The sequence below is a fragment of the Roseateles sp. P2_H4 genome (assembly GCF_056403315.1).
Genome location: NZ_JBFUFR010000030.1, coordinates 28532 through 52283, shown reverse-complemented (window position 1 = coordinate 52283; position 23752 = coordinate 28532). Strand labels below are relative to the sequence as shown.

At 64.6% G+C, this 23752-nt stretch carries 31 protein-coding genes and 1 tRNA gene; 19 read left to right on the top strand and 13 right to left on the bottom strand.

Going from position 1 to position 23752, the window contains the following annotated elements; all coding sequences use genetic code 11:
- The first annotated feature begins 313 nt into the window (after positions 1-313).
- The 11 genes from AC1DW3_RS21350 (at position 314) to AC1DW3_RS21300 (ending at position 5605) form a co-directional block, all read left to right on the top strand.
- Entirely contained in the window at positions 314-658 is a 345-nt protein-coding gene (locus tag AC1DW3_RS21350; RefSeq protein WP_477934628.1) for a hypothetical protein, read from the top strand.
- The gene (locus AC1DW3_RS21345; RefSeq protein ID WP_477934626.1) at positions 659-1393 is read left to right on the top strand and encodes a nucleotide-binding protein; all 735 of its coding nucleotides are present in this window, start codon (positions 659-661) and stop codon (positions 1391-1393) included.
- Between the two features lie 59 nt (positions 1394-1452).
- Complete coding sequence (locus AC1DW3_RS21340; RefSeq protein WP_477934624.1) at positions 1453-1881, top strand: hypothetical protein; 429 nt, start codon at positions 1453-1455, stop codon at positions 1879-1881.
- On the top strand, positions 1865-2275 hold the full coding sequence (locus tag AC1DW3_RS21335) for a hypothetical protein (RefSeq protein ID WP_477934622.1): 411 nt from the start codon (positions 1865-1867) through the stop codon (positions 2273-2275). Before AC1DW3_RS21340 ends, AC1DW3_RS21335 begins: the two co-directional genes overlap by 17 nt.
- Positions 2276-2341: 66 nt before the next feature.
- Positions 2342-2518: a hypothetical protein gene (locus AC1DW3_RS21330; RefSeq protein WP_477934620.1), complete on the top strand. Its 177-nt coding sequence runs from the start codon at positions 2342-2344 to the stop codon at positions 2516-2518.
- A gap of 77 nt (positions 2519-2595) precedes the next feature.
- A complete protein-coding gene (locus tag AC1DW3_RS21325) occupies positions 2596-2733 on the top strand; it encodes a hypothetical protein (RefSeq protein ID WP_477934618.1) in 138 nt (45 codons plus the stop codon).
- A 33-nt stretch (positions 2734-2766) separates the two neighbouring features.
- A complete protein-coding gene (locus AC1DW3_RS21320; protein WP_477934616.1) occupies positions 2767-3072 on the top strand; it encodes a hypothetical protein in 306 nt (101 codons plus the stop codon).
- A 15-nt stretch (positions 3073-3087) separates the two neighbouring features.
- Positions 3088-4650 (top strand): type IV secretion system protein, encoded by a 1563-nt coding sequence (locus AC1DW3_RS21315; RefSeq protein WP_477934614.1) that lies wholly within the window; start codon positions 3088-3090, stop codon positions 4648-4650.
- Between the two features lie 17 nt (positions 4651-4667).
- Positions 4668-4958, top strand: coding sequence for an H-NS histone family protein (locus AC1DW3_RS21310; protein WP_477934612.1), 291 nt, complete (start codon positions 4668-4670; stop codon positions 4956-4958).
- Positions 4959-4985: 27 nt separating this feature from the next.
- A complete protein-coding gene (locus AC1DW3_RS21305; protein ID WP_477934610.1) occupies positions 4986-5333 on the top strand; it encodes a plasmid mobilization protein in 348 nt (115 codons plus the stop codon).
- Positions 5334-5362: 29 nt separating this feature from the next.
- Positions 5363-5605, top strand: a complete 243-nt coding sequence (locus AC1DW3_RS21300) for a hypothetical protein (protein ID WP_477934608.1) — start codon at positions 5363-5365, stop codon at positions 5603-5605.
- 53 nt (positions 5606-5658) lie between these two features.
- Here AC1DW3_RS21300 and AC1DW3_RS21295 read toward each other — a convergent pair whose 3' ends face one another.
- From AC1DW3_RS21295 to AC1DW3_RS21270, 6 genes are all read right to left on the bottom strand, one after another.
- The gene (locus AC1DW3_RS21295; RefSeq protein WP_477934606.1) at positions 5659-5967 is read right to left on the bottom strand and encodes a HigA family addiction module antitoxin; all 309 of its coding nucleotides are present in this window, start codon (positions 5965-5967) and stop codon (positions 5659-5661) included.
- A gap of 250 nt (positions 5968-6217) precedes the next feature.
- Positions 6218-6634 carry a hypothetical protein gene (locus tag AC1DW3_RS21290; protein ID WP_477934604.1) on the bottom strand — a complete coding sequence of 139 codons (417 nt, stop codon included), beginning with the start codon at positions 6632-6634 and terminating at the stop codon, positions 6218-6220.
- Positions 6627-6821, bottom strand: coding sequence for an antitoxin VbhA family protein (locus AC1DW3_RS21285; protein ID WP_477934602.1), 195 nt, complete (start codon positions 6819-6821; stop codon positions 6627-6629). Before AC1DW3_RS21285 ends, AC1DW3_RS21290 begins: the two co-directional genes overlap by 8 nt.
- 131 nt (positions 6822-6952) lie before the next feature.
- On the bottom strand, positions 6953-7306 hold the full coding sequence (locus tag AC1DW3_RS21280) for a hypothetical protein (protein WP_477934600.1): 354 nt from the start codon (positions 7304-7306) through the stop codon (positions 6953-6955).
- 14 nt (positions 7307-7320) lie between these two features.
- On the bottom strand, positions 7321-8196 hold the full coding sequence (locus AC1DW3_RS21275; protein ID WP_477934598.1) for a helix-turn-helix domain-containing protein: 876 nt from the start codon (positions 8194-8196) through the stop codon (positions 7321-7323).
- 2 nt (positions 8197-8198) lie between these two features.
- Positions 8199-8414, bottom strand: a complete 216-nt coding sequence (locus AC1DW3_RS21270; protein ID WP_477934596.1) for a DNA-binding protein — start codon at positions 8412-8414, stop codon at positions 8199-8201.
- 178 nt (positions 8415-8592) lie between these two features.
- On the opposite strand from AC1DW3_RS21270, the gene AC1DW3_RS21265 reads away from it, so the two are divergent.
- Positions 8593-9201 carry a hypothetical protein gene (locus AC1DW3_RS21265; protein ID WP_477934594.1) on the top strand — a complete coding sequence of 203 codons (609 nt, stop codon included), beginning with the start codon at positions 8593-8595 and terminating at the stop codon, positions 9199-9201.
- A gap of 52 nt (positions 9202-9253) precedes the next feature.
- Here AC1DW3_RS21265 and AC1DW3_RS21260 read toward each other — a convergent pair whose 3' ends face one another.
- The 3 genes from AC1DW3_RS21260 to hrcA all read right to left on the bottom strand — a co-directional run bounded on the left by AC1DW3_RS21260 (position 9254) and on the right by hrcA (position 11539).
- Positions 9254-10321 (bottom strand): site-specific integrase, encoded by a 1068-nt coding sequence (locus tag AC1DW3_RS21260; RefSeq protein WP_477934592.1) that lies wholly within the window; start codon positions 10319-10321, stop codon positions 9254-9256.
- 109 nt (positions 10322-10430) lie between these two features.
- Positions 10431-10507 (bottom strand) — tRNA-Ile (locus tag AC1DW3_RS21255).
- Positions 10508-10531: 24 nt separating this feature from the next.
- On the bottom strand, positions 10532-11539 hold the full coding sequence (gene hrcA, locus AC1DW3_RS21250) for a heat-inducible transcriptional repressor HrcA (protein WP_477934590.1): 1008 nt from the start codon (positions 11537-11539) through the stop codon (positions 10532-10534).
- Between the two features lie 67 nt (positions 11540-11606).
- On the opposite strand from hrcA, the gene AC1DW3_RS21245 reads away from it, so the two are divergent.
- The 7 genes from AC1DW3_RS21245 (at position 11607) to ampC (ending at position 19745) form a co-directional block, all read left to right on the top strand.
- Positions 11607-12473: an NAD kinase gene (locus AC1DW3_RS21245; RefSeq protein WP_477934588.1), complete on the top strand. Its 867-nt coding sequence runs from the start codon at positions 11607-11609 to the stop codon at positions 12471-12473.
- 10 nt (positions 12474-12483) lie between these two features.
- Positions 12484-14178, top strand: a complete 1695-nt coding sequence (gene recN, locus AC1DW3_RS21240) for a DNA repair protein RecN (RefSeq protein WP_477934586.1) — start codon at positions 12484-12486, stop codon at positions 14176-14178.
- Complete coding sequence (rapZ, locus tag AC1DW3_RS21235; RefSeq protein WP_477934584.1) at positions 14175-15089, top strand: RNase adapter RapZ; 915 nt, start codon at positions 14175-14177, stop codon at positions 15087-15089. Before recN ends, rapZ begins: the two co-directional genes overlap by 4 nt.
- A gap of 52 nt (positions 15090-15141) precedes the next feature.
- On the top strand, positions 15142-15528 hold the full coding sequence (locus AC1DW3_RS21230) for a BlaI/MecI/CopY family transcriptional regulator (protein ID WP_477934582.1): 387 nt from the start codon (positions 15142-15144) through the stop codon (positions 15526-15528).
- A 73-nt stretch (positions 15529-15601) separates the two neighbouring features.
- Entirely contained in the window at positions 15602-17326 is a 1725-nt protein-coding gene (locus AC1DW3_RS21225) for a M56 family metallopeptidase (RefSeq protein WP_477934580.1), read from the top strand.
- 125 nt (positions 17327-17451) lie between these two features.
- The gene (locus AC1DW3_RS21220) at positions 17452-18579 is read left to right on the top strand and encodes an FAD-dependent oxidoreductase (RefSeq protein ID WP_477934578.1); all 1128 of its coding nucleotides are present in this window, start codon (positions 17452-17454) and stop codon (positions 18577-18579) included.
- 14 nt (positions 18580-18593) lie between these two features.
- Positions 18594-19745 carry a class C beta-lactamase gene (gene ampC / locus AC1DW3_RS21215; protein WP_477934576.1) on the top strand — a complete coding sequence of 384 codons (1152 nt, stop codon included), beginning with the start codon at positions 18594-18596 and terminating at the stop codon, positions 19743-19745.
- Positions 19746-19757: 12 nt separating this feature from the next.
- Here ampC and AC1DW3_RS21210 read toward each other — a convergent pair whose 3' ends face one another.
- The 4 genes from AC1DW3_RS21210 to mutM all read right to left on the bottom strand — a co-directional run bounded on the left by AC1DW3_RS21210 (position 19758) and on the right by mutM (position 23751).
- On the bottom strand, positions 19758-21530 hold the full coding sequence (locus AC1DW3_RS21210; RefSeq protein ID WP_477934574.1) for a methyl-accepting chemotaxis protein: 1773 nt from the start codon (positions 21528-21530) through the stop codon (positions 19758-19760).
- Positions 21531-21616: 86 nt separating this feature from the next.
- Positions 21617-21919 (bottom strand): hypothetical protein, encoded by a 303-nt coding sequence (locus AC1DW3_RS21205; RefSeq protein ID WP_477934572.1) that lies wholly within the window; start codon positions 21917-21919, stop codon positions 21617-21619.
- Positions 21920-22948 carry an A/G-specific adenine glycosylase gene (mutY, locus tag AC1DW3_RS21200; RefSeq protein WP_477934570.1) on the bottom strand — a complete coding sequence of 343 codons (1029 nt, stop codon included), beginning with the start codon at positions 22946-22948 and terminating at the stop codon, positions 21920-21922.
- On the bottom strand, positions 22933-23751 hold the full coding sequence (mutM, locus tag AC1DW3_RS21195) for a bifunctional DNA-formamidopyrimidine glycosylase/DNA-(apurinic or apyrimidinic site) lyase (RefSeq protein ID WP_477934568.1): 819 nt from the start codon (positions 23749-23751) through the stop codon (positions 22933-22935). The genes mutY and mutM overlap by 16 nt, the downstream gene beginning before the upstream one ends.
- Position 23752 lies beyond the last annotated feature (1 nt).

Sequence of the window (23752 nt, the reverse complement as noted above, 5' to 3'; positions counted from 1 at the left end):
GACCAGCCAGCGACGTAGCGAATGGCAGTCATCCGCGACGTGCCAGTGCCGCGGGAGAGATAGCCCGCCAGCCAATCCCTTTGCAAGGTCGAGCGGGGGCAGCTCACATTAAACGTTACAAAATATTACACAAATAAATATCCTATGCCAATCAACCACTTAGCAGCGCCCGCACAAATCATATTTCGTCCAATTACGCTCGATTATCGTTAATTTGAGAATCAGCCAAAGAGCGCAAAGCTTTACAGAACTCAGCGAACTCGATTGAATTCGGTTTATGCCAAGCGAAAGAAAGTTGCCAATAGATGAATTCGTGAGAAAGAACAGACCCAATGGCAGGGTATCTCCATTGCTGGAATACCTACCCGAAATTCGGACCCTACGAAGCCAGAACTACACCCTGCAGCAAATTTGCGACTGGCTGAGTGCAAATGACGTTCATGTCACGATTCAGGCGCTCTCGAAATTCTTGATTGTTGAGAATGAAAGAGACCTCGGTGCAAAAGGAGGACGGAAGCCAAGAGGAGCTTCTCAATCAACTGGCCGACAACGTGCCACAGACAACCCCGGCAATCCTTTCCTTTCCAAAGTGGAAGGATCCAAGGATGCAAAAGCCTACAACCCAATTCCGGACAGAATAGAAATATCCAAGGACTAAATGAGCAACGTTCACTTCATTCTTCAAGGCAAAGGCGGCTGCGGTAAATCGCTTGCTGCGGCCCTTCTTGCGCAGTATCTGAAAAGCTTGGGTCGAGGCTTGATTTGCGCCGACACGGATCCAGTGAATGCAACCTTCACACAATATAGGAGCCTCGAAGTTGCACACATCGATATTGCTCGCAACGGTACCGTCGTTCAAAGCAAATTCGACCAGATCATGCAAGTGATCATGGAATCAGATTGCGATGTCGTGATGGACAACGGCGCGTCGACTTTCCTGCCTCTGACCAAATACCTAGCAGAGAATGATATTTTCCAAATCTTCACAGATGCAGGGAAACGGATTTTTGTGCATTCGATCTTGACCAGCGGCCAAGCGAAAACCGATACGTTCAATGGCTTCCGCGAACTCGTGTCGCGCATCGGGGGTGGCGCCAAAATTGTCGTCTGGGAAAACGAATTCTGGGGTCCGATCGACTATGAAGGCCACCCCGTGCAGCGAACCGCCGTTTTCCGTGACGCCCAAAAGTCAGGAAAGATCGCCGGGTGCGTCAAGATCGTAGATTGGAGTCATAACGACGCCTATGAAGAGGCCGTCCAGCAAATGACTCAAGCGCACCTAACGCTGGATGAGGTCCAAGCCTCGGAAGACTTCAATTTCGTCGTGAAGAACCGACTCCGCAAAGTTGTCGGAGGCGTTTTCAGCGAACTCAACGAAGTCGCTTGGCAATGAGCAGGGGCATCGCTGTGTCGACCGTCTCGCCACAGGCAGGCGGCCATGGCAAGGACCCTATGTGGATCTTGCTTGAAGCGATACGACAGGGCGATCGGACCCCGACGGCACTGGAGCAACGCCAGGTAGTCATTCAGCTCCTCTCGGAGCATGGGATTCGCATTCATGCCCAGGATCCCATTTTTGAACTGGCGGACGCCTACGGCCGCTATTACCGCAAGCTTGCGAGCGAAACCATCGCCAGCGCCCGAGAGGACTATGGCAAGAAAAGTCCAACGATATCCCGTTGGATGGTTGCAACTGGAGTTGGTAGTGCGGCGTGGGCAGCCGGCCTCGTCACTGGGCCTCTGCTCTTCATGCGGCAAGTGGACCCGCGGTATGCCACGGTGGGGCTTATCTCGGTCGTATTTGGTGGCCTTGTCGTTGGCGTAACTCTGTGGCTACTGTCAAGAATCGAAAAAACCGGGGGTGATGATGTCAGCGGATGATTTGGTTCGCGAACTTTATGAGATTCGACTCGAAGTTCAAAAGTTTGCCGCCATTCAAAGCCTTGCCCGCCTAGACGCGGAGATTTCGTTTCAAGGGCTCATCAATCGAATTGACAGTGGAATTGTTGCGGCGCAGCTACAGAATATTCAAGATCTGCTCGCCAACGCAAGCGGGCGTGATCTGACCATCGAGGAACTAAACACCGATCGAGGCAGATACTTTGGGGCAGTGCTTGCCAAGAACGAAACGGCATTCTTGGTTAGCTTCAAATCAAATGTGGCCCACATCATCCCCAAGGCAATCATTCAAAGCATGACTGGATTAGCGAACGTCGGATCTCAAGTAAGTGTGCTCTTCGAATCTGGAATGTGCAGCATCACCGTGAAGCACTAGACAGCACTCGCTTCGGAACGATTGAATTCACATCCGATAAATCTCAAACCATTTAACGAGCAGTTCATGATTACAAAGAATGCGCCCAAATACCAGAAAGCCAAGGCGATATATCAACTCGATAAAAGCGCTCGCAGAAAGATTCTTTCTGAGTCTCCCGCTGCTAAGGTCCGCGAGCAGATCGAGCGCGAGCGACAAGCCTTTATCCTCGCCAACGGCACAGCGTTTGGTGAAACGCTCTGAAGTTAACGATCGGCGACACACCAAGTCTTTTGCAGCAAAACCAGATCATGCAGAAAAAGCCCCTCTCTCATGCCCAAATGGCCCTTGCTGGCGCCATCACCATCGTGGTGGCCGGCCCTGCCTTCTACTTGGCAGTCTTCAAGAGCAGCCCCTGGCTCGCTCTGCTCACGCTCGCGCTGTCGCAAGGCTTCCTCTTCTGGAAGAAGCGCCGCTAAGAAGCCTCCAATTAGTCATCCCAGGGAACTAACATGAAATATCTCGCTATCGTCGCCGCCGCCCTCGTGCTGACCGCTTGCGGTAAAGAGGGTGCGACTATCACCAGCTCCTCTGTCTCCGGCAACTATCGAGCTGAGAATGGTCCCAATACCCTCACCTTCAGCAACGGCAAGGTGAAAACCATCCTTCTCGGCGAGAGCATTGAAACGTCCTTCACGGTCGAAGGCTCCATCGTCAAATTCCAATTCCAAGGCGGTCTTCCTCAATCCTGCGAGATCAAGGATCCCGGGTCGATGTATTGCGCGACTCGCGCGGCTCGATACGTCAAGGTCGATTAAAACCCGCGAGGCTTTATGGATTCAAAGTGCAAATACCTCGCAGTAGCCGCGCTCGCAATTTTTGCGATGTCCAGCGCGTCGGCTCAACAGCAAGTCTCGATTGCGCAGGCAATGGACGTTTCGAGCGTCCTTGACATGATGAAGGCCACGATGGCGCCAGCCGTCAACAAGCTCACCGCCAACGCGATCACTTGGCTCGGCGTCTTTGCAACGCTGCAGTTCTTCATCACGAACTACAAGCTGCTGACCTCGGACGCCGACCTGCAGACGGTTTTCGCCAAGTTCTTCGGTGCTGTCGCTTGGGTTGGCATCGTGCTCTACATCATCAACAACGGCCCCCAGTTCATCAGCGCTGTAGGCGATAGTTTCTTCAACATGCTGGGCTTCGATCTTCCAAGCCCTGGGTCGATCATCGGTTTCACGCTTGGCGCTGCAACAAAGCTGGCCGCAGCCGCCGTCGTGGCTGGTTCGATACCTCTAGCTGGTGGGGTCCTTGGTCAATTCCTGCTGTATGCCTGCCTAGGCGTGGCCGCCGTCGGGATGTATTTCGCATTCAAGATCTTCATGCTCCAACTGGAGCTTGGATTGATCGCAATGCTGTCGCCGTTGAGCTTTTCTTTCCTAGGCCTTAACACCTTGCGCGATCAGGGCATTGCACCGTTCAAAGCCCTTTTGTCACTGGCTTATCGAGTCATCCTGCTGTCGGTGATTTACGCCGCCTTCGGTGAAGTCAGCAACGTGTTGAAGCAGGCCATTGACAACGTAGACCCCGTGTCATTCGTCGATGGCTTCGGCAAGGTGGTCGGAGCTGTCTTGGCTGCTGCCTGCGTCTACTTGATCTTGGTCTATGCGGCGTTCAAATCTGATGCCATCGCCGCGAGTTTGGCAGCCGGAAATACCTCGATGGGGACCGGTGACGTGGCATCGGCCGCAGCCGCCGGCGCCGCCATGGGTGCAGCAGTGGCCTCGGGCGGTGCGGCCGTTGCTGGCGCATCGTCATCGGCGCCGCAGAGCATGCGCGACTTTCTTGGATCGATGATGAGCGGTGGGGGCTCAGTGAGCAACGCCTCTGCCATGGGTAGCGCGGAGCCGCTACCGCTACCGTCGCCTGGGTCGGCATCGTTCTCCATGGGAGGCCAGAGCGGTAGCAGTGCTGGCGGCGCTGATGGGCCGTCTGGGCAAGCCAGGTCGAGTTCCAGCGCCTCTGCATCGCCTGGCGGCGAGGCTCATCTGTCGCAGGCTGGTCAAGCGACGCCTGACGCCGGTTCCAGTGCCGGCCGTGAAGCCGCGGCCCCGCAGCAGGCTGAAAAGGTGGCCTCCGGCCGCATCGGACCCGACCTGAGCGGGGAGGGGGGCGGTCAGGGGCAGGGCTCCGGCCAAACCGCCAGCATCTCTGGCGCCGGTGGGACCGCCATGGCCGATCTGAGCAAGGCAATCGACAAGCTGGCGGGGCAAGTCGCACAGGGCAGCGCGCCGAAAAAGCCAGGCCTGCGTGATCGCCTGGGCGAAGCGAACCGACACATGGAGAAGGAGCAGACCACCGTCGGCGTCTCCATCAATCCGCATCACCACGACTGAGAAAGGACAACGACCACATGGCAACTTTGAATGACCTGCTCTCCCAGCGCGCCGAGCTGGAGCGGCAGATTGCGGCGAAGCGCGAGCAGGAGGTGGCACAGGCCATCGCCGAGGTCCGGCAACTCATGGCCGACTACGGCTTAACCGTCGCAGATCTGGCCGTTGGCCGGCGCCGAGCTGCTGGCCCGGTCGCGGCCAAATACCGCAACCAGGCCACGGGCGAGAGCTGGAGCGGTCGAGGCCTGCAGCCCAAATGGCTCAAGGCCGCAATTTCGGCCGGCGCCAAGCTCGAAGACTTTGCGATCTAAGTTGGATACCTGAATCGGAAGGGCTGCATGAAGACGTTGTTTGTAGCGAAACAGGACAGCGAGCGACGGTCCAAACGCATCGTGCTGCGCGTGACTGCAGACGAAGAGGCGAAGGTCAAGGCGGCAGCAGATGCTCGCAAGATGGATGTAGCCGAATTTGCTCGAAGGGCGATGCTTGGTCGGAGGGCGGACGTCGATCACATAACGGACGCAGTCTTGGCCCTGAGTTCGATCACCCGTGAGATTCGAGCCCTACATGCGGCCATGGTCGAGCGCGGCTTGGCCCCGCCGAATGAGGCGCTGCTGCCAGTCATTCTGGAGGCCCGTGCGGCCATCCTGAAGGTTGCGGACTCGAATGCCATGAGGCGTGCATAGGCTGCAATCGGCACTGGCGAAACAACCTGATGAGCCACCAATTCGACCTTTTCCCTCCGCCGCCACCGCGCAAAGAGCGCGGCCTGCGCACCCTGTCGCTGTACTGCCCGTGGTCGCGCATGCTCGTGCTCTACAAGCTGGACGAGCTGGGTCTGCATGCCTTCCGCATCCTCGGTCCCGTGGAGCCCATCAAGGCCAGCAAGCGGCGCTGGTCGGCGTCGGACCTGCGCCTACACAACGAGCCGGAAAAGACCAACGGAAAAAGTCCGTGACCCGCGGCGACCTTCTTGCCGCCGTGCCGATCCCGAGTAACCGTCCGACCAACTCAGGTACGTTCCGGCTGTGGCTTTCGGGCAAGGGGCTTGACCCGTAATCGAAGGTTCTTAAGCGATTCTCGGGCGCCAGTCCGCAGGTCGTAGTCGACCTGCAGATTTATCCAGAAGCGTGGCTCCATGTTGAAGAACACCCCGAGACGAAGTGCAGTCGCCGCGGTGAGCCTTCGATTGCCCCGCATCAATCTGCGGATGCTCGCGGCGGACAACCCGATGCCGGAAGCCAGATGGGCTGCCGAGATGCCAAGGGGCTTCATGAAGTCCTCTTGGAGGATTTCTCCTGGGCGTATTTCTTCAAGCATCTCGGCTACACAATTACCTGCGGTGCAGCAGCCTAGCAGCGTGAAACCGTACACGCCATCCGCAGCGCTGGGCCGCGTCAATGGCGCTTGGTGCGCCTGGGCGTGGGAGGGCTGGGTTATGGGTCGATGCATCGGTAGCAAAACGACTCGCCGGCCCGCATGGCTGGCCAGGGCCAAACCTCCCTGAAATCTTCTGCCCGGTCCCTTCATCGCTCGCTGCGACAGTCGGCGCTTTTTCTTTCCTTGACCGTCAGGTACTCGGCGGCCCCAGCTCGCGCGTGAGCATCAACGCCTTGGCCATGCTGCGCATGTTGGACCACACCTGATCCTGCGGCATACCGTCGTCAGCGTGGATCTGCTCGACGACCCTGGCCAACATCGACATAGGCACCTCATCGAGCAGCGTGTCGATGTGCGCCTTGAAGTCGGCCGGCATGATGCCGGTGCGCAGCGCTTCGCGCAGCACCTCAGGCGGGAGGTTGGTCCTGTAGCTCGTGCTGGCCGACTGCGCGGCCGTCACAAGCGCAGGCCTGCGGGCCGGCTTGGCGGTGACCTTGGAGGGCGCAGGTTTGGCATCCATGCCCCATTTTCCCACCCGGCCCGACACGTCGGCCGCGCTCAAGCGAGTCCACGCGGCCGCGGCGAGGCAACGACGTGCTTCATTCAAGGCCAGCATCAACTGCAGCGGCGATCGCCGCTTCGATAGAGATCTCGCCATCGATGACCTGTTGCTGCCGTGCAGCCTGCGCCGCGTCCACAACCAGGCCTTCCAGAGCCAGGGAGGCGTTCGCATGGGCGAACGCGGCCGCCATGCTCACCGACGGGCTGCACTGCGACTGTTTGCTGTCTGTCATTGTTCTCTCCTCGTGATGGACTTACCCGACTGGGTGCCTAGGTAGACGCGTCCCACACCTCGTGCCGCCGTCTTGCGAAAAACGGGCGCAGCGCGGATATCGCCGACATGGGCGCTTGAGAAATATCCGGCCTAGCGCCTTCGCTTCTTGACCAGCGGCTTGAGCGCCAAGCGCTTCTTGAACGGTATGCGTTGATAGGCTGGCAGCCAGAACTGTTCGGCGCCGACGGCCGGCATATTGTCCCAAGCTAGGTCCTCTTCACGCTGGCCGATGGCCTGTTTCCAGGATCGAAAGGGCCCTAAGCGCACGGCCCGTTCAGTGCCAACGTGTTCCAGCAGAGCGCCAAGTAGCAGCAATCGCTGCTCTTCATCGAGACACAGCATGCCGTTAACCATCTCCAGGCGCCCAGGAAGCTCGTCGTGAAGCACCGCCGCTTCTTCATCAGTCCACCGCCGGCCCACAGTCCGAATATCAAACGTTCGCATCGGTCTTCTCCGGCTCACGGCCGTACGCGGAGGCGCTCGGCGACAGCTCTCAGCTTCTCCCGGGCACGGTTGACTTGCTCACGGTCATGATCAGATGCGGCACCTTCAGGAGGCACACTGATCTCGGTGTGCTGTGCGCGCTTCACACTGACCGTGTGGGTAGGTACTGCTTCCACCGTCGGCACGAATTCGCCCCGTCCGTGTCGTCGTAGTAACCCAGCAATCCAACGTGCTGGAGTCGTTCGGATCCGTCCTGGCAGGGCGAGCGCACTTCCCAGCTCATCAAGCAGCTGCTGCGCTGTCTCGTGAGCCTGTTCCGCAAGCATCGGTGCGATCAGCAAGCGTTGCGAGTGAGCCAGCGACCCCGGCCAGCGCAACGACGGGAGTGGTTGTAGTGGTGATTCACATTGACGTTCTTGTGGTGATTCAAGGGGCGTCATAACTGTGTCACCCCCTCCACGACAACCAGGTGTCACCCCCGGGGTGACGCTGATGTCACCCTCCCTACGTCTCGCTTGGGGGGAGGGTGACAAGCTGTCACCCTCCCCCCGCCCTGCCGAAATGGAGGGTGACAGCCTGTCACCCTCCCTGCCTTTGGCAGGAGCAAACGGTGACCACGTCTCGCCGTCCAGCCTGAGCACGTAGCCGTTCGAGGTCTGCCTGCCATTCGCTGCGAACCGCGTGGTGACTTCAAGTAACCCGCAGTCCTCGAACTCCTTAACCGTCCTTTGGATCGTCCGAGGAGACACGTGGCACTTCACTGCAAGCGTCTTCAATGAGGGCCAGCACAAGCCGGTATCGTCCGAGATGTCCGCCAGCGCTAGAAGCACGACTTTCTGAGTCGGTTGAAGCGCAACTCGCCAGGCCCAATTCGAGGCCCGAACGCTCACCGTCAGGCCTCGTCGATCATCTGTGCGACCCCATTGGTCCGCCAATAGACCCGCCGGCCGATCTTCACCTTGCTGGGCCTCAGTCGGCGCGCGACGTCGCCCTCACCTGCCAGGCTGATCCGCAGTCCCTCGGGACTACGGTCGAGAACTTCGGCGACCTGCTGGATGGTCAGCAAAGGGCTGCCATATCGCTTAAGCAAGACTTCTTCGGTAGTCATCATCTATCTCCAAGGGGCTGCCGCACCGGTCGCGGCATGTGAGTCGCTACCCGGCGAGGGGGCAGCAATGGTGTAATCAACCCTCAAGTGTTTGCCGTAAGGCAGCACAATTAACTACACTCAATTATGCACTATTTTAAACTTAGTGCAATGAATAGTGCATTGGAGAGGTCTGCAGATGGCTAGACCGAAGCAGGATGAACAGGTCACCGCCCGATTCGTAGAGTGGCTCGAAGACAGCTACGGTGATCGAGGTCGATTTGCGACTCTGGAGTCTCAGAGTTCGATTCCCGCTCAGCGTTGGAAGAATGTCTACTATGGTCGGCAGGGCGCCACCCCAGAAATGCTGGCATTCGTGCAGGCAACGGATTCCGACGCTTACACCTATGTGACGACCGGCATCAGAGTGCCGCAGGTTGGTGGACGGCTGGGATCATTCACACCTCCCTCACCAGAGGACAGGCTCACCGTTGGCAGCCGTCTGAAGTGGGTGATACGCCAATGGGCAGGCCCCATTGGCTCCGACCTGTTTACCTACTTGGAACGACGGTACAAGAACGGAACCTCAGCCGCAGATTGGGCCAATCTGTACCTGCAAAACGCGGAGCCCACGGCAGCGATGATCTCAGCTGCGTGCCGGGAACGACCGCAGTTTGTTGAGTGGGTACTGTTTGGTCTCGTACCGCACCCGCTGCAGGTCGATCCTACGGACAAGGCCTCCATCGCGAAGTGGGTCGCCGAGGAGGAGGCCACACTTGCAAGACTCGCCGGCAAGAACTCACCGTAGCTGAGGCATTACGCGCGCATCCGTCAGGCGCCGCATCGAGACCTCCCGAGCGCTAGGAAATCGCGTCAAGCTTGGCAACCAGATCCTCGGCTCGCAAGTGCGTATATCGCTTCAGCATTTGCATCGACTTGTGCCCGCTGATTGCCGACACCTCTTGATCACTGAGGCCGGCCTCGACCAAGCGGCTGACTGCCTCGTGCCTTAAGTCGTGAAAGTGCAAGTCCTTGAGCCCGGCCTCCGCCTTGATCGCCAGCCAGATCTTGTTGAAGTCGTAGGGCTTGCGCTTCCCTTCCCGGCCCGCCTCTCCGAAGAAGACGAGATCGCAATGTTTTGGCCGCAAGGGATTGGCAATGGCAGCTGTGAGCAACTCTGTCGCCACCTTGCTAAGCGGCACCGTGCGCGGCATCGTGTTCTTGGTTTCTACAAGGCGAACAACGCGCTTGACGAGATCCACCTGTGAAAGGCGCAGCGTTGCGATTTCGGACGACCGCATGCCCGTTTCAATAGCCGTACGGACGATCCATCGGAGCATTGGATTTGAATGCGCATCTACCAGCGCCATCAGGCGCACCTCTTCGGATTTGGAGATGCGGCGATTCCGACCGGCTCCGGGCGCCGGCCTGCGGATGTTCAACACGGGATTGGACGGCAGCCCCAGCCCCCACTCCTTGATCGCGATGGTGAATAGGTGCCCCAACAGTGCCAACTCCAAGCGAACAGTGTTGGCCGCACGGGGCTGCGGCTTGCCGTCTTTCAAACGATCCTCGCCAGCCAACCGCCTATCGCGATAGTTGCCGATTAGTTCCGGCGTAATGCCAGCCATGGCGTACTTGCCGAAGAACCCCGTCAGCGCGACAGCCCGGTACTTCTCGCTCTGCTGTGTGAACGGTCGTTTTGTCGGCGTCACCTCCGTCAGGTAACGCTGTATCGCCTTCTCAAACGTGAGCCGCTCTGCCGGCCCTCGCTGGACGTACAGGCCACGCACCATTTCGTCCTCGGTGCGCCGGGCCCAGTCCTCGGCGTCACGCTTGAGGCGAAAGGTCTTGATGTTGGTGGGAAAACCGGTCTTGCGGATAACCGCCTTCCAGGTGCCGGAATCGGTCTTGACGATGGTCGGCATGTCGGTGCTCTACCTCTCTGAAGCTGAGCACTGTACCGATACTGTACCGAAGCCCATCTTCGGCACGGTCGGCGATTCGTGAAATCGCCCGCAAACCCGCATGAATACGTGGTAGGCCGTATTGGACTTGAACCAATGACCAAAGGATTATGAGTCCTCTGCTCTGACCAACTGAGCTAACGGCCCCCGGGGAGGAGGCGCGGATTCTAGTCAGCGTTGGCTCAGCGCCTGGCCAACCATCCGCGACGTGATGTCGACGATCTGGATCATGCGGTCGTAGGCCATGCGCGTCGGGCCGATGACGCCCAGCGTGCCTACGACCTGACCGTCGACCTCGTAGGGCGCGCTGACGATGGACAGTTCCTCGTAGGGCACCACCTGGCTTTCGCCGCCGATGTAGATGCGCACGCCCTCGGCGCGGCTTGAGGTGTCGAGCAGGCGCATCAGCTGAGTCTTCTCCTCGAAGAGGTCGAAGAGGCGGCGCAGGCTGCCCATGTCGTGGCTGAAGTCCTGCACGGTCAGCAGGTTGCGCTCGCCGGAGACGACGACGCGTTCTTCCTGCTGCTGCATGGCCTCGCTGCCCACCTGCACGGCCGCGCTCATCAGGCCGGCGATCTCGCCGCGCAGTGCGTCGACCTCGTGGCGAAGGCGTTCACGCACCGCCTCCAGCGTCAGGCCCGCGTAGCCGGCGTTGAGGCGGTTGCTGGCCTCCTGCAACTCGCCCTGGCTCAGGTCCTGGGCCGTGAAGACGACGCGGTTCTGCACGTCGCCGTCGGGTGCGACGAGGATGACGAGGACGCGGCGCTCGCCCAGGCGCAGGAATTCGATGTGGTGGAAGACGCTGGGCTTCTTGGGCGCCGTGACGACGCCGACGAAGCTCGACAGGTTGGACAGCATCTGCGCCGCGCTGGCGATGACGCGCTGCGGCTGGTCGGGCTGCAGCTGCGCCGTCTCCACGCCGATGAGGCCGGGCTGGGCCGTCAGCATSGTGTCGACGAASAGGCGGTAGCCGCGGGCGGTCGGGATGCGGCCGGCGCTGGTGTGCGGGCTGGCGATGAGGCCGAGCTCTTCGAGGTCGGCCATCACGTTGCGGATGGTCGCCGGGCTGAGTTCCAGGCCCGAGGCTTTGGAGAGCGTGCGCGAGCCCACCGGCTGGCCGTCGGCGATATACCGTTCGACCAGGGTTTTCAGCAGGGATTTGGATCGCTCGTCCAGCATGGCCGCATTCTATGGACAGCGCTGTTCTGCCCGGGATGTGCAAACCCCCTGTGGTGTAATTTGCCGCATGGCCGAGCGCTTCAGACATGTCGCCATCGTGGGCAAGCATCAAGCGCCTGGCATCAGGCCGGTGCTGGAGGAGATTGCCCAATTTTTGTGCAGTCAGGGCCTGGACGTCTCGCTGGAAGCGGACACGGCGCTGAACACCGGCCTGACGGACTACGACGCGCTGTCCAACGACGAACTCGGCCGGCAATGCGACCTGGCGGTGGTCATCGGCGGCGACGGCACCATGCTGGGCTTCGCGCGCGACATGGCCCGCCACGGCATTCCGCTGGTGGGCATCAACCAGGGGCGCCTCGGTTTCATCACCGACATCCCCATCGAGCGCTGGCGCGAGTCATTGGCGCCGGTGCTGGCGGGTGACTACGAAGTCGAGCCACGGTCCATGCTGGAAGGCGCGGTCTGGCGCGACGGCGAATCCATCTTCTCCGGACTGGCGCTCAACGACGTGGTCGTCAGCCGCGGCGGCACGTCCGGCATGGTGGAGCTGAAGGTCAACGTCGGCGAGCAGTTCGTCGCCAATATGCGTGCCGACGGCCTGATCGTGGCATCGCCCACCGGTTCCACGGCCTATGCGCTGTCGGCCGGCGGGCCCATCCTGCACCCCAGCATCGCGGGCTGGCTGATCGTGCCGATCGCGCCTCACACCCTGTCGAACCGGCCCATCGTGCTGCCCGATCTGGGCGAGGTGCGCATGGAGATCGTCGCCGGACGCGATGCCTCGGTGAACTTCGACATGCAAAGCCTGGCCAGCCTGCTGCACGGCGACACCATCACCGTGCGGCGCAGCCAGCACCAAGTCCGCTTCCTGCACCCCAAGGGCTGGAGCTATTACGCGACCCTGCGACGCAAACTGCGTTGGTATGTTTAGAGCCTGACCCATGCTGCGGCACCTGAGCCTGAAGGATTTCGTCATCGTCCCCGCGCTGGAGCTCGACTTCGAGCCCGGCTTCGCCGTGTTGACCGGCGAGACCGGTGCGGGCAAGTCCATCCTCATCGATGCGCTGCAGCTGGCCCTGGGCGGCCGCGGTGACGCCGGTGTCGTGCGCGAGGGTGCGGCCAAGGCCGAGATCTGCGCCGAGTTCGACACGCCGCCGCATCTGCGCACCTGGCTGGACGAAGCCGGCTTCGACTGCGACGACACGCTGCTGCTGCGCCGCGTCATCGACGCCGCGGGAAAAAGCCGCGCCTGGATCAATGGCGGTGCCGCCACGCTGACCCAGTTGCGCGAGCTGGCCGACCACCTGCTCGACATCCACGGCCAGCACGCCTGGCAAGGCCTGACCCGCCCGGCCGCCGTGCGCGAGCTGCTGGACGGTTTCGCCGGCCTGGACACCGCACCGCTGGCCCGCGCCCACGCCGCCTGGAAGCAGGCCGCCGAGGCGCTGCAAAAGGCCCAGGGCCAGCAGGCCGACGCGCTGCGCGAACGCGAGCGCCTGGCCTGGCAGATCGGCGAACTGGACGGCCTCGCGCCCGCCGAGGGCGAGTGGGAGGAGCTGAACGCCGAGCATGGTCGCCTGTCGCACGGCCAGTCCCTCATCGACGCGGCCAAGTCGGCGCTCGACGCCCTGGACGAGGCCGAACCCAGCGCCCAGTCGCTGGCCGGCGGCGCGCTGGACCAGCTSGAACGCGTACTCGACCATGACGCCCGCCTGCTGCCCGCCGTGCAGGCCCTGCGCGACGTGCAGGCGCAGTTGCAGGATGCCTGCCACACGCTGTCCGCCTATCTGCACAAGGCCGACCTCGACCCGAACCGCCTCGCGGAGCTGGACGAGCGCGTGTCGGCCTGGATGACGCTGGCCCGCCGCTACCGCCGCCAGCCTCAGGAGTTGCCGACGCTGCTCGCGCAATGGCGCACGGAACTCGCCGCACTTGATGCCGCCAGCGACCCGGCCCAGCTCGAAGCGGCGCTGGCCGCCACGCGCCAGGCTTTCGACGCCGAGGCGCAGGCGGCCAGCCGCGCCCGCAAGAAGGCCGCACCTCAATTGGCGAGCGCCGTCACGGCCGCAATGCAGCAGCTGGGCATGGCGGGTGGCCAGTTCGATATCGCCCTGAATGCGACGGACGGCCCGCAGAGCTTTGGCGTCGAAGCCGCCGAATTCCTCGTCGCCGGCCACGCCGGCAGCACGCCGCGGCCGCTGGCCAAGGTGGCCTCGGGCGGCGAGCTGTCGCGCATCGCGCTGGCCATCGCCGTGACCGCCAGCCAGGCCGCCACCGGCAACGCCCCAGGCACGCTGATCTTTGACGAAATCGATGTCGGCATCGGGGGCGCCGTTGCCGAAACCGTGGGCCGGCTGATGAAGCAACTGGGCCATTCGGCCACCGGCCAGCGCCAGGTGCTGGCCGTCACCCATCTGCCCCAGGTCGCGGCCTGCGCTGATCGTCACCTCGTCGTCGCCAAGGCCTTGCAGGGCACAACCACCGTCAGCTCGGTCAGCCCGGTGGTTGGCGAGGCCCGCGTGGCCGAGGTGGCCCGCATGCTGGGCGGCGAACGCCTGTCCTCCACCAGCCTTGCGCATGCGCAGGAGATGCTGGACGCGTCCACGGCCATGAAGCCGCGCAAGGCGAAGTCATGAGCACAGACCCGGATCTGCACGGCGACGTGGTGCTGCTGACCGGCATGTCCGGCGGTGGCAAGTCGGTGGCCATGCACGCACTGGAAGACGCCGGCTATTTCTGCGTCGACAACCTGCCCGCCGAACTGCTGCTGGACTTCCTGCGCCTGGAGCAGCAACGCGGTGAGCGGCGGGTTGCCATCGCGGTGGACGTGCGCTCGGCCAGCTCGCTGCCGATGCTGCTGCCGCTGCTGAAGGACCTGCGCGCCACCGGTGTGCCGGTGCGTTCCATCTTCCTGGATGCGAGCAACGACGCGCTGATGCGCCGCTTCTCCGAGACGCGCCGCCCCCACCCCCTGCGCGAGGACCGCGACACCGGCTTCGGCGGCCTGGAAAGCGCTGCCGATGAGAGCCACCGCCTGCTGCTGGATGCCATCAAGCTGGAGCGCGAGCTGCTGGGCGGCCTCAAGGCCGAGTCCACCGTCATCGACACCAGCCAGCTGCGCCCGGCCCAGCTGCGCGCCTGGCTGGGCGACCTCGTCGGCCCCAACGCCGGCACCAAGCTGACGCTGGTGTTCGAATCGTTCGCGTTCAAGCACGGTGTGCCCAGCGACGCGGACTTCGTCTTTGACGTGCGCGTGCTGCCCAACCCTTACTACGACCGCGAACTGCGCCCACTGAACGGCCGCGATGCGCCGGTGGCCGCCTATCTGGCGGCTCAGCCGGAGGTCGGCCTGATGATGGGCCAGATCGCCGGCTTCCTGTCGCGCTGGCTGCCCAACTTCGCGGCCGACCAGCGCAGCTACCTGACCGTCGCCATCGGCTGCACCGGCGGCCAGCACCGTTCGGTCTATCTCGTCGAGATGCTGGCGCGGCAGTTCGGCCACCACGGTCACGTGCTCAAACGCCACCGCGAACTGGATGCTCGGTAGTTTCAGAATTCTTGTTCTAGACAACTAGTTCTAGAACGATTATTCTGAACGCATGAGTCAAACACCCCCCGCCAAGCCGACGCCGGCCGAGCTGGACCTGCTGCAGGTGCTGTGGCGCCTCGGCTCCGGCGACGCCAAGGCCGTGCACGAGGCCTTGCTGCCCGAGCGCCCGGACGCCACCTACGCCACCGTGCTGCGCCAGTTGCAGGTCATGCATGGCAAGGGCTTGCTGAGCCGCGACGAGAGCCAGCGCCCGCAGCTCTATGCCCCCGTGCAGGCACAGGACAAGCTGCAACAGTCCCTCATGAAGGACTTCATCAGCAAGGCCTTTGCCGGCTCGGGCAAGGCCCTGGTGCTGGCGGCCCTGAAGAGCCATGTCAGCGCCAAGGAGCGAGCGGAAATCCGCCAGCTGCTGGCCAACAAGAGAGATGAAGCATGAGCGCCGCGCCGGGCCGCCCCAAGCAAGCTCGCTCCCGCTCGGCGGGACAGGCCGCAGGCCGAAGGGTGCACTAATGAGCCTGGACATCGTCATGAATGCCTGGGGCTGGGCCCTCGTCAACTTCGTCTGGCAGGGTGTCCTCGTCGGCGGCGTGGTGGCCTTGCTGCTGGCACTGATGCGCGGCGCTTCGGCGCGCTGGCGCTATGCCGTCTGCGCGGCCGGCCTGGGCCTGTGCCTCGGCCTGCCGCTGGCCCAGTGCCTGGACCTCGGGCCGGCTGAAGCCGAGTTCATCGGCGAACTGCCGCCGCTGGCCGAGCAGATGCCGGCCCTGGTCAGCGCCTGGGCCCTGGGCACGGCGCTGATGCTGGCCCGCCTGGCCCTCGGCCTGGCCTGGGTGGGCCGCGCGCGGCGGCGCAGCACGCCGGCGCCGGCCGAATGGCAGGCGCGGCTGGACGCCCTCGCCCGCCGCCTTGGGCTGAAGCGTGCCGTGCCGCTGCGCTTGCTGCCCGAGCTCGCCGGCCCCATCGCCATCGGCATGCTGAAGCCCTGCGTGCTGCTGCCAGCTGCGCTGCTCGCCCGCCTGCCCGTGGATCTGCTCGAAGCCCTGCTCGCCCACGAGCTCGCCCACGTGCGGCGCTGGGACTATCTCGCCAACCTGCTGCAGAGCGCCGTCGAGGCCCTGCTCTTCTTCCACCCCGTCGTCTGGTGGCTCTCGGCTCGCATGCGCCACGAGCGCGAGCTGGTGGCTGACGAGATCTCGGCCGAACTGGTCGGCGACTCACGCCGCCTGGCCCTGGCCCTGCACGCCCTTTCTGAACTGGACTCTTCCGACATGACCCCCTCTCCCGCAATCGCCGCTCGCGGCGGCGATCTGCTCGCGCGCATCGAACGCCTGCTCGCACCCCGTCCCCAGGCCACCGGCTGGAAGCTGGCCCTGCCGGCGCTGCTGATCGCCGCGACCAGCTTCGTCGTGCAAGCCAAGGGCCGCGACCCGGTCGAGCCGCCGCCGGGTCCGGTGGCCGCCGTCGAAGCCGAGGCCGCACCGGTCCAGCAACTGCGCCTGCCCGTCAACGCCAAGCATGTCGTCGTCATCGACGACGCCACGGGCAAGGTGCTGATGGCCCGCGACGCCGATGCCGTCGTGCCCATCGCCTCGCTGACCAAGCTGCTGACGGCCATGGTCGTGCTGGACGCCAAGCTGGACCCGAACGAGAAGCTGCGCATCACGAGCGACGACGTCGACACCCTCAAGCACAGCCGCTCGCGGGTGCGCGTGGGCACGCAGATGAGCCGCCAGGCAGCGCTGGAGCTGGCGCTGATGGAATCCGAGAACCGTGCGGCCGCGGCGCTGGCACGCACCTATCCGGGTGGTGACGCAGGCTTCGAGAAGGCCATGCTGGCCAAGATCCGCGCTCTGGGCCTGAAGCACACCGCCATCACCGACCCGACCGGCCTGTCGCCGGCCAACACCTCGACGGCCACTGAGATGGCGGCCATCACGGCCGCGGCGGCGCGCTACGGCGAGATCGAGCGCATCACCAGCGTCAAGAAGACCAAGGTGCCCGTGGACGGCCGCCAGCGCGAAGTGCGCAACACCAACCGTCTCGTCGGCGCCAAGGGCTGGAACATCCGCGTCTCCAAGACAGGTTACACCGAGGAAGCCGGCCGCTGCCTGGCGATGCGCATCCTGAACGGCAAGCGCCCGGTCACCGTCGTGCTGCTGGACGCCGATGGCTCGGCCAACCGCCTGCGCGATGCGGCGCTGATCCGAAAATCGCTGGCCAAACAAGCTTCATGAAGCCCCTCGTCCAAGGAGTACCTTGGCCGGCCCCCCGCGGGGACGGCGATGCTTGCCGGCTCGACCGGCAAGCACATCACCAGAGCGGGCCGGCTCGGGAGCGGCTCGTCGCTCGGCCCGCAAGCGTGCACCGCCGCCATTTGCTCGCAGCGGGCAGCGCCACGCTGACCCTGCCAGCCTGGGGTCTGGACTTCGCCGCACCGCGCGCGCCGGCCGCCATGCGCGCCAGCGTCGACCGCATCATCGACATCGCCGTCGGCATCCGCCCCTTCCGCGCCCAGGGGCCGCGCATCGAGGCCGAGAAGCGCTTTGGCAAGACCCTGGTCCACCACTACGGCCATGGCGGCAGCGGCTGGTCGCTGTCCTGGGGCTCGGCGCAGCGCGCGCTGGCGCTGATCCAGGCCAGCGGCATGCGCCCGGGCGAGCGCATCGCCGTCATCGGCTGCGGCGCCATCGGCCTGACGACGGCACGCACCGCCCAGCAGGCAGGCTACAAGGTCAGGCTCTACGCCAAGGATCGCCCGCCCCGCGTGCATTCCTCGGCCGCCACCGGGCTGTGGACGCCAGACTCGCGCATCGTCACCGAAGAGCACGCCAGCGAGACCTGGACGGCCGACTGGGAGGCGATGGCGCGCGCCTCGTTCAAGGTGCACCAGGGCTATCTCGGCCTGCCATCGGGCCCCGTTGAATGGCATGACGGCTATGTCGTCGCCGACGAGGATTTCAACCAACCCCTGCCCGGCCATATCGGCGAGCCCGACTACCCAGAGCTCGCGTCGCGCATCGCCGATCTGCGCCCGCAGGGCAAGGCGCTCTCGCCCGCGGAGCATCCTTTTCGCACGCCCCACGCACGCCGCTTCACCCAGCTCATCTTCAACATCCCGGCCTATCAACGCCTGCTGCTGGACGACTTCGCCCGCGACGGCGGCGAGTTGGTGCAGCGCGAGTTCCAGCAGCCGCGCGACTTCGCACGCCTGCCCGAGCGTGTCATCGTCAACTGCACCGGCGACGGCGCGCGCAAGCTGCTCGGCGACACGGGCATGACGCCGGTACGCGGCCAGACGGCCCGGCTGATTCCACAGCCCGAGGTGGACTACGCACTGATCTACCGCGGCCAGAACCTCGTCGTGCTGCCGCGCCGCGACGGGCTGCTCGTCGCCGCCATGGGCGAGCACGACTTCGGCAACGCCGACCTCACGCCCGACCGGGCCCAGTCCGAAGACGCCGTGCGGCGTCTGGCCGCGCTGTTCTAGCCGGGGTGGGAGCTATGCACCGCTTCATGAGGACGCCTCTCATCCTCTGCGCATTGCTGGGGCCTGCCGCGGCCCACGCCGTAGATGAAGGCCGCATCCGCGCCGCCGTGGAAGCCGCCCTCCTGCCGATGATGTCGCGCCACGACATCCCCGGCATGGCCGCAGCCTTGACCGTGGACGGCCGCGCCTACGTCTTCAACTTCGGCGTCACCTCGAAGCAGGCCCAGGCGCCCGTCACGGATGCCACGCTGTTCGAGATCGGCTCGGTGAGCAAGACCTTCACGGCCACCCTGGCGGCCTACGCACAGAGCACCGGCAAGCTGTCGCTGGACGACCATCCCGGCAAATACCTTCATGAACTGACGGGCACGGCCATCGACAAGGCCACGGTGCTGCATCTGGCCACCTATACCGCCGGCGGCCTTCCGTTGCAGTTCCCGGATGCGGTGGTGGGTGACGCCGCGACCTTGCGCTACTTCCGCGACTGGAAGCCGACGGCGCGGCCGGGCAGTGTGCGCGGCTACTCCAACCCCAGCCTGGGCCTGCTGGGTCTCGTCACGGCGAAGGCGCTCGGCGAAGACTTCGCGACGGCGCTCGAGACGCGGCTGTTCCCTGCGTTCGGCATGGCCCACAGCCACGTCCGCATGCCCGAGCACGCCATGAAGGACTACGCCTGGGGCCATCGCGAAGACAGGCAGGTCAGGATGCAGCCCGGGCCGCTCGCCGAACCCACCTACGGCATCAGGACGACCGCCTCGGACCTGCTGCGCTTCGTGCAGGCGAACATCGATCCGAGCTCATTGGCGCCCGCGATGCGCCGCGCCGTCGAGGCCACGCAGGTCGGGCACTTCCGCTCGGGGCCGCTCGTCCAGGGGCTGGGATGGGAGCAATACCCCTTCCCCGTCTCGCGCGAATGGCTGCTGGGCGGCAACTCGGCGGAAATGATCTTCGACGCACGGCCTGCAGAGCGCCTGCCTCGCACAACGCCGGGCGAACCTCGACTCTTCAACAAGACGGGTTCGACGGGAGGTTTCGGCGCCTATGTCGCCTTCATCCCCTCGCGGCGCGTGGGCCTCGTGCTGCTGGMGAATCGGAACTACCCGATTCCGGCACGCATCGAGGCGGCGTGGTCCATCCTGCAGGCCTTGACCGAAGCGCCCGACTGAGACGCGCGGCGCTCAGAAGGTTTCCCAGTCGCCTTCGCTGGTGCTGGGTGTCGGTGCAGGCGCGGGCCTGGGTGTCGGCGCCACGACGGCAGCCGTCGCAGGCGCGGGCCTGGGCGCCGCGGGCCTGGCGGCCGGCCTGGCTGCCGCCTTGGGCGCGGCGGCAGGCCTGGACGCCGGCTTGGGCGAACTGCGCGGCGCGGCGCTGGCGTGGCCCGCCATGTGCGCTTCCACGCGGAAGGCCGCCACCGCTTCGGACAATTTGGCCGTCTGCATGCGCATGCTCTCCGCCGCGGCCGCCGTCTGCTCCACCAGGGCCGCGTTCTGCTGGGTGGCCTGGTCGAGCTGGCTGACGGCGGCATTGATCTGGCCCACACCCTCGCTCTGCTCGCGGCTGGACACCGTGATCTCGCCGACGAGATCGGTCACCTTGCGCACCTCGTTGACCATCTGGCCAATGGTCTCGCGCGCGGCCAGCACCTGGGCACTGCCGCTCTCGACCTTGCCGACGCTGTCGCCGATCAGGCTCTTGATCTCCTTGGCTGCCTCGGCGCTGCGCTGTGCCAGCAGGCGCACCTCGCCGGCCACGACGGCGAAGCCGCGCCCCTGCTCGCCCGCCCGCGCCGCCTCGACGGCCGCGTTCAGCGCGAGGATATTGGTCTGGAAGGCGATGCCGTCGATGGTGCCGATGATGTCGGAGATCTTGCGGCTGGAGGTCGAGATGGCATCCATCGTCGTGACGACCTCACCCACCGCAGTGCCGCCGGCGCCAGCCACTTCGGAGGCATGGTTGGCGAGCTGGTCGGCCTGGCGGGCGTTGTCGGCATTGGCCTTGATCTGCGCGGCCATCTGCTCGACCGACGCAGCCGTCTCTTCCAGGCTGGAAGCCTGGCTTTCGGTGCGCGCCGACAGGTCGGCATTGCCCTGGGCGATCTCGGCCGCGGCGACATTGAGCTGGTCGCAGCCCTGGCGCACGCCCGACACCATGCGCGCCAGGTTCTGCGTCATCTCGTCCAGCATGTTCACCAGCTGGCCGAGCTCGTCGCGCGAACTGCTCTGCAGGCGCATCGTCAGGTCACCGGCCGCCACGGCCTTGACGGCCTCGGAGGCGCGTTGCACCGGGCCGGTGATGGAGCGGGTGATCCACAAGGCCGCGAACACGCCGATGACCAGGGCAACGACGGATGCGATACCGAAGATCAGCAACACGCGCCGGTAGGCACTCTCTGCGGACGCCGTCGTCTGCGCGGCCAGCTTCTCGTTGTAGTCCCACCACTTGTTGACGTTCTGGCGCAGCGGCAGAAACGTGCTGCGGACGGCGGTGGCGCTCATCTCGCGGGCGGCGGTGCCCTGGGTCGGGTCGGCAGCGCTTTCTTCGGAGGCCTTGAGGACTTTTTCCTGCCCCGTGAAATAGGCCTCGGCGCCCTCGCGCACCGTCTTCAGCAGCCCACGATCCTCGTCGTCCGCCGCCAGCAGCTCATAGTCCTTGAGGCGCTGCCTGATGTCGTCGCGGGCCTTGGCAATCTGTGCGCCGAGCGCCTTCTTCTCCTTGTCGTCATCGGTCAGGATGTGCTGCTGCTCAAGCCGCCGCAAGTCTGAGACCGTGCCGTCGATCAGGTGAATGATGCGCAGCGACGGCAGGATGTTCTCGGGGTAGTACTCGGCGTAGTAGTTGATCGACTTCGCGAGCAGCGTTCCCACGCCGGCCATCGCGAGCATCAACACCAGCAGGATGGCGAATGCAAGGCCAAGGCGCGCACCGACGCGCAGGTTCTTCAAGGCATCCAAGGCTGTCCCCTCTCATTGTTGTTCGGGGGACTTTGCTCCTTTCAGCGCGGGCAGGCAATGCGCTGGAGCGTGAAGAGTGCGCAGTGTCAGCTTTCCGCCGCGTCCGACTCGCCGAGCAGTTGGGCCAGCAACACGGCCGTGCCTATGGGCGCGAAGATGACGATGGCAATGAACCAGGGCCAAAAGCGCCGGCCGGTGCGCCGCACCAGCTGCATCATGAAGACGCAGTGCATGCTGCTGGCAATCATCAGCCCCAGCCCCAGAAGCGCGAGCTTGGACGCCGGTGGCTCATCGTCCTGCGTGCTGCTGATGAGCTGCCACAGGCACAGGCCGGCGACGAGCAGGGTGATCACCGCGTACTCGATGCCGCTCTTGATTGCGGGTTTCATTCAGCTTTCCTCGATCAGTTTCTTCAGCGGCGCGGGCAGCGCGTAACTCGCGAGTTTCTCCCGGGCGACCCAGGTGCCCGAGCCAAATTCGGGCAGGTTTCCCCCAAGCGCCTCGACCCGCATCGTGTGCAGCACCCAGTCGAAATGGGTCAGCGCATGCTCGATGCGCGGCAAGGTCTCCAAGGCGACATCGGGCAGGGCGGCGCGGGCGCTGGCCTCGTCGTCGAACATGGGCAGCGTCCACAGACCCGCCCAGACGCCCGTCGCGGGCCGCTGCTGCAGCAAGACCTGGCCCTCGGCGCCGGCCACCCACAGCCACCAGTTCTCGCGGCGGCCGCGCTTGAGCTTCCTGGTCTTGACCGGATAGCGGGTCGGGTCACCGGCATGCTGGGCGCGACACATGGGCTGCACCGGGCAGAGCAGACAGTCCGGCGCGCGCGTGCTGCAGATGGTGGCGCCCAGGTCCATCAGGCCCTGGGTGTAACGGTCCACGTCCTGGTCGGGCAGCAGCTCGGTGGCGCAGCTCCACAGCTTCTTCTCGGCCGCGCCGCTGCTGAGGTCGCCGTCGAAGGCCAGCACGCGTGACAGCACGCGCTTCACATTGCCGTCCAGGATGGCGACGCGCTCGCCGAAGCAGAAGGCCGCGATCGCCGCGGCGGTGGAGCGGCCGATGCCCGGCAGCGTCTGCAAGCCGGCCGCCGTGCCCGGGAACGCGCCGCCGTGCAAGGTCGCCACGGCCTGGGCGCAGGCATGCAGATTGCGCGCCCGGCTGTAATAGCCCAAGCCCGCCCACTGCGCCAGCACCTCGTCCAGCGTCGCCGCGGCCAGGTCGGTGACCTTGGGCCAGCGCGCCAGGAAGCGCTCGTAGTAGCCGAGCACGGTGGCCACCTGGGTCTGCTGCAGCATGACTTCCGACAGCCAGACGCGGTAGGGGTCGCGCGTGTTCTGCCAGGGCAAGGTGTTGCGGCCATGGCGGCGCTGCCAGGCGACGACGGTCCGGCCGAAGTCCTTGATCAGCGCTTCTGGCATTGGGGGCAGAAAAAGGTGGAACGCTGGCCCTGCACGATGCGCTTGATGAGGGTGCCGCAGCGCCGGCAAGGCTCGCCCTCGCGGCCATAGACCTGGGCCTGCATCTGGAAGCTGCCGGCCACGCCGTGGGCATCGCGGAAGTCGCGCAGCGTCGTGCCGCCGGCTTCCAGCGCCTGGCCGAGCACCGTGCGCACGGCGGCGGCGAGCTTGTCGGCGCGCGGGCGGCTGAGCTTGCCGGCAGGCAGGCGGGGGTCGATGCCGGCCATGAACAACGCCTCGCAGGCGTAGATGTTGCCGGCGCCGACGACGATGTCGCCCGCCAGCAGCGCCTGCTTGATGGCGACGCGCCGGCCGCTCAGGGCCGCATGCAGGTGCAGGCCGTCGAAGCGCTCGTCGAAGGGTTCCAGGCCCAGGCTGCCCAGCAGCGTGGCGACGGGCTCGGCATCCAGGGCCGCGCCCCAGACGACGGCACCGAAGCGGCGCGGGTCGGTCAGGCGCAGCAGGCCGTGGTCGGTATGCAGGTCGAAATGGTCATGCGCGCCCGCTGCCGGTGTCGTGTCCAGGAAGGCCAGCGACCCCGACATGCCCAGGTGCATCAGCAGGCCGCCGCGCTCATCGAGCGGCAGCCACAAATATTTACCCCGCCTTTGCGTGCTGCCGACGCGAGCGCCGAGCAGGGTTTCCGGGTCCACGCCGAGGGGCCAGCGCAGCGGTTTCCCCAGGCGCAGACCGGTCACCCGGGCGCCTTGGATGGCATCCGCAAAGCTGCGGCGCGTGACTTCGACTTCAGGTAACTCGGGCATG

Coding starts and splice junctions, on each gene's coding strand:
- AC1DW3_RS21345 (WP_477934626.1), top strand. CDS start 659: ATGAGCAACGTTCACTTCATTCTTCAAGGCAAAGGCGGCTGCGGTAAA.
- AC1DW3_RS21340 (WP_477934624.1), top strand. CDS start 1,453: ATGTGGATCTTGCTTGAAGCGATACGACAGGGCGATCGGACCCCGACG.
- AC1DW3_RS21335 (WP_477934622.1), top strand. CDS start 1,865: ATGATGTCAGCGGATGATTTGGTTCGCGAACTTTATGAGATTCGACTC.
- AC1DW3_RS21330 (WP_477934620.1), top strand. CDS start 2,342: ATGATTACAAAGAATGCGCCCAAATACCAGAAAGCCAAGGCGATATAT.
- AC1DW3_RS21325 (WP_477934618.1), top strand. CDS start 2,596: ATGGCCCTTGCTGGCGCCATCACCATCGTGGTGGCCGGCCCTGCCTTC.
- AC1DW3_RS21320 (WP_477934616.1), top strand. CDS start 2,767: ATGAAATATCTCGCTATCGTCGCCGCCGCCCTCGTGCTGACCGCTTGC.
- AC1DW3_RS21315 (WP_477934614.1), top strand. CDS start 3,088: ATGGATTCAAAGTGCAAATACCTCGCAGTAGCCGCGCTCGCAATTTTT.
- AC1DW3_RS21310 (WP_477934612.1), top strand. CDS start 4,668: ATGGCAACTTTGAATGACCTGCTCTCCCAGCGCGCCGAGCTGGAGCGG.
- AC1DW3_RS21305 (WP_477934610.1), top strand. CDS start 4,986: ATGAAGACGTTGTTTGTAGCGAAACAGGACAGCGAGCGACGGTCCAAA.
- AC1DW3_RS21300 (WP_477934608.1), top strand. CDS start 5,363: ATGAGCCACCAATTCGACCTTTTCCCTCCGCCGCCACCGCGCAAAGAG.
- AC1DW3_RS21295 (WP_477934606.1), bottom strand. CDS start 5,967: ATGCTTGAAGAAATACGCCCAGGAGAAATCCTCCAAGAGGACTTCATG.
- AC1DW3_RS21285 (WP_477934602.1), bottom strand. CDS start 6,821: ATGACAGACAGCAAACAGTCGCAGTGCAGCCCGTCGGTGAGCATGGCG.
- AC1DW3_RS21280 (WP_477934600.1), bottom strand. CDS start 7,306: ATGCGAACGTTTGATATTCGGACTGTGGGCCGGCGGTGGACTGATGAA.
- AC1DW3_RS21270 (WP_477934596.1), bottom strand. CDS start 8,414: ATGACTACCGAAGAAGTCTTGCTTAAGCGATATGGCAGCCCTTTGCTG.
- AC1DW3_RS21265 (WP_477934594.1), top strand. CDS start 8,593: ATGGCTAGACCGAAGCAGGATGAACAGGTCACCGCCCGATTCGTAGAG.
- AC1DW3_RS21260 (WP_477934592.1), bottom strand. CDS start 10,321: ATGCCGACCATCGTCAAGACCGATTCCGGCACCTGGAAGGCGGTTATC.
- AC1DW3_RS21245 (WP_477934588.1), top strand. CDS start 11,607: ATGGCCGAGCGCTTCAGACATGTCGCCATCGTGGGCAAGCATCAAGCG.
- rapZ (WP_477934584.1), top strand. CDS start 14,175: ATGAGCACAGACCCGGATCTGCACGGCGACGTGGTGCTGCTGACCGGC.
- AC1DW3_RS21230 (WP_477934582.1), top strand. CDS start 15,142: ATGAGTCAAACACCCCCCGCCAAGCCGACGCCGGCCGAGCTGGACCTG.
- AC1DW3_RS21225 (WP_477934580.1), top strand. CDS start 15,602: ATGAGCCTGGACATCGTCATGAATGCCTGGGGCTGGGCCCTCGTCAAC.
- AC1DW3_RS21205 (WP_477934572.1), bottom strand. CDS start 21,919: ATGAAACCCGCAATCAAGAGCGGCATCGAGTACGCGGTGATCACCCTG.
- mutY (WP_477934570.1), bottom strand. CDS start 22,948: ATGCCAGAAGCGCTGATCAAGGACTTCGGCCGGACCGTCGTCGCCTGG.
- mutM (WP_477934568.1), bottom strand. CDS start 23,751: ATGCCCGAGTTACCTGAAGTCGAAGTCACGCGCCGCAGCTTTGCGGAT.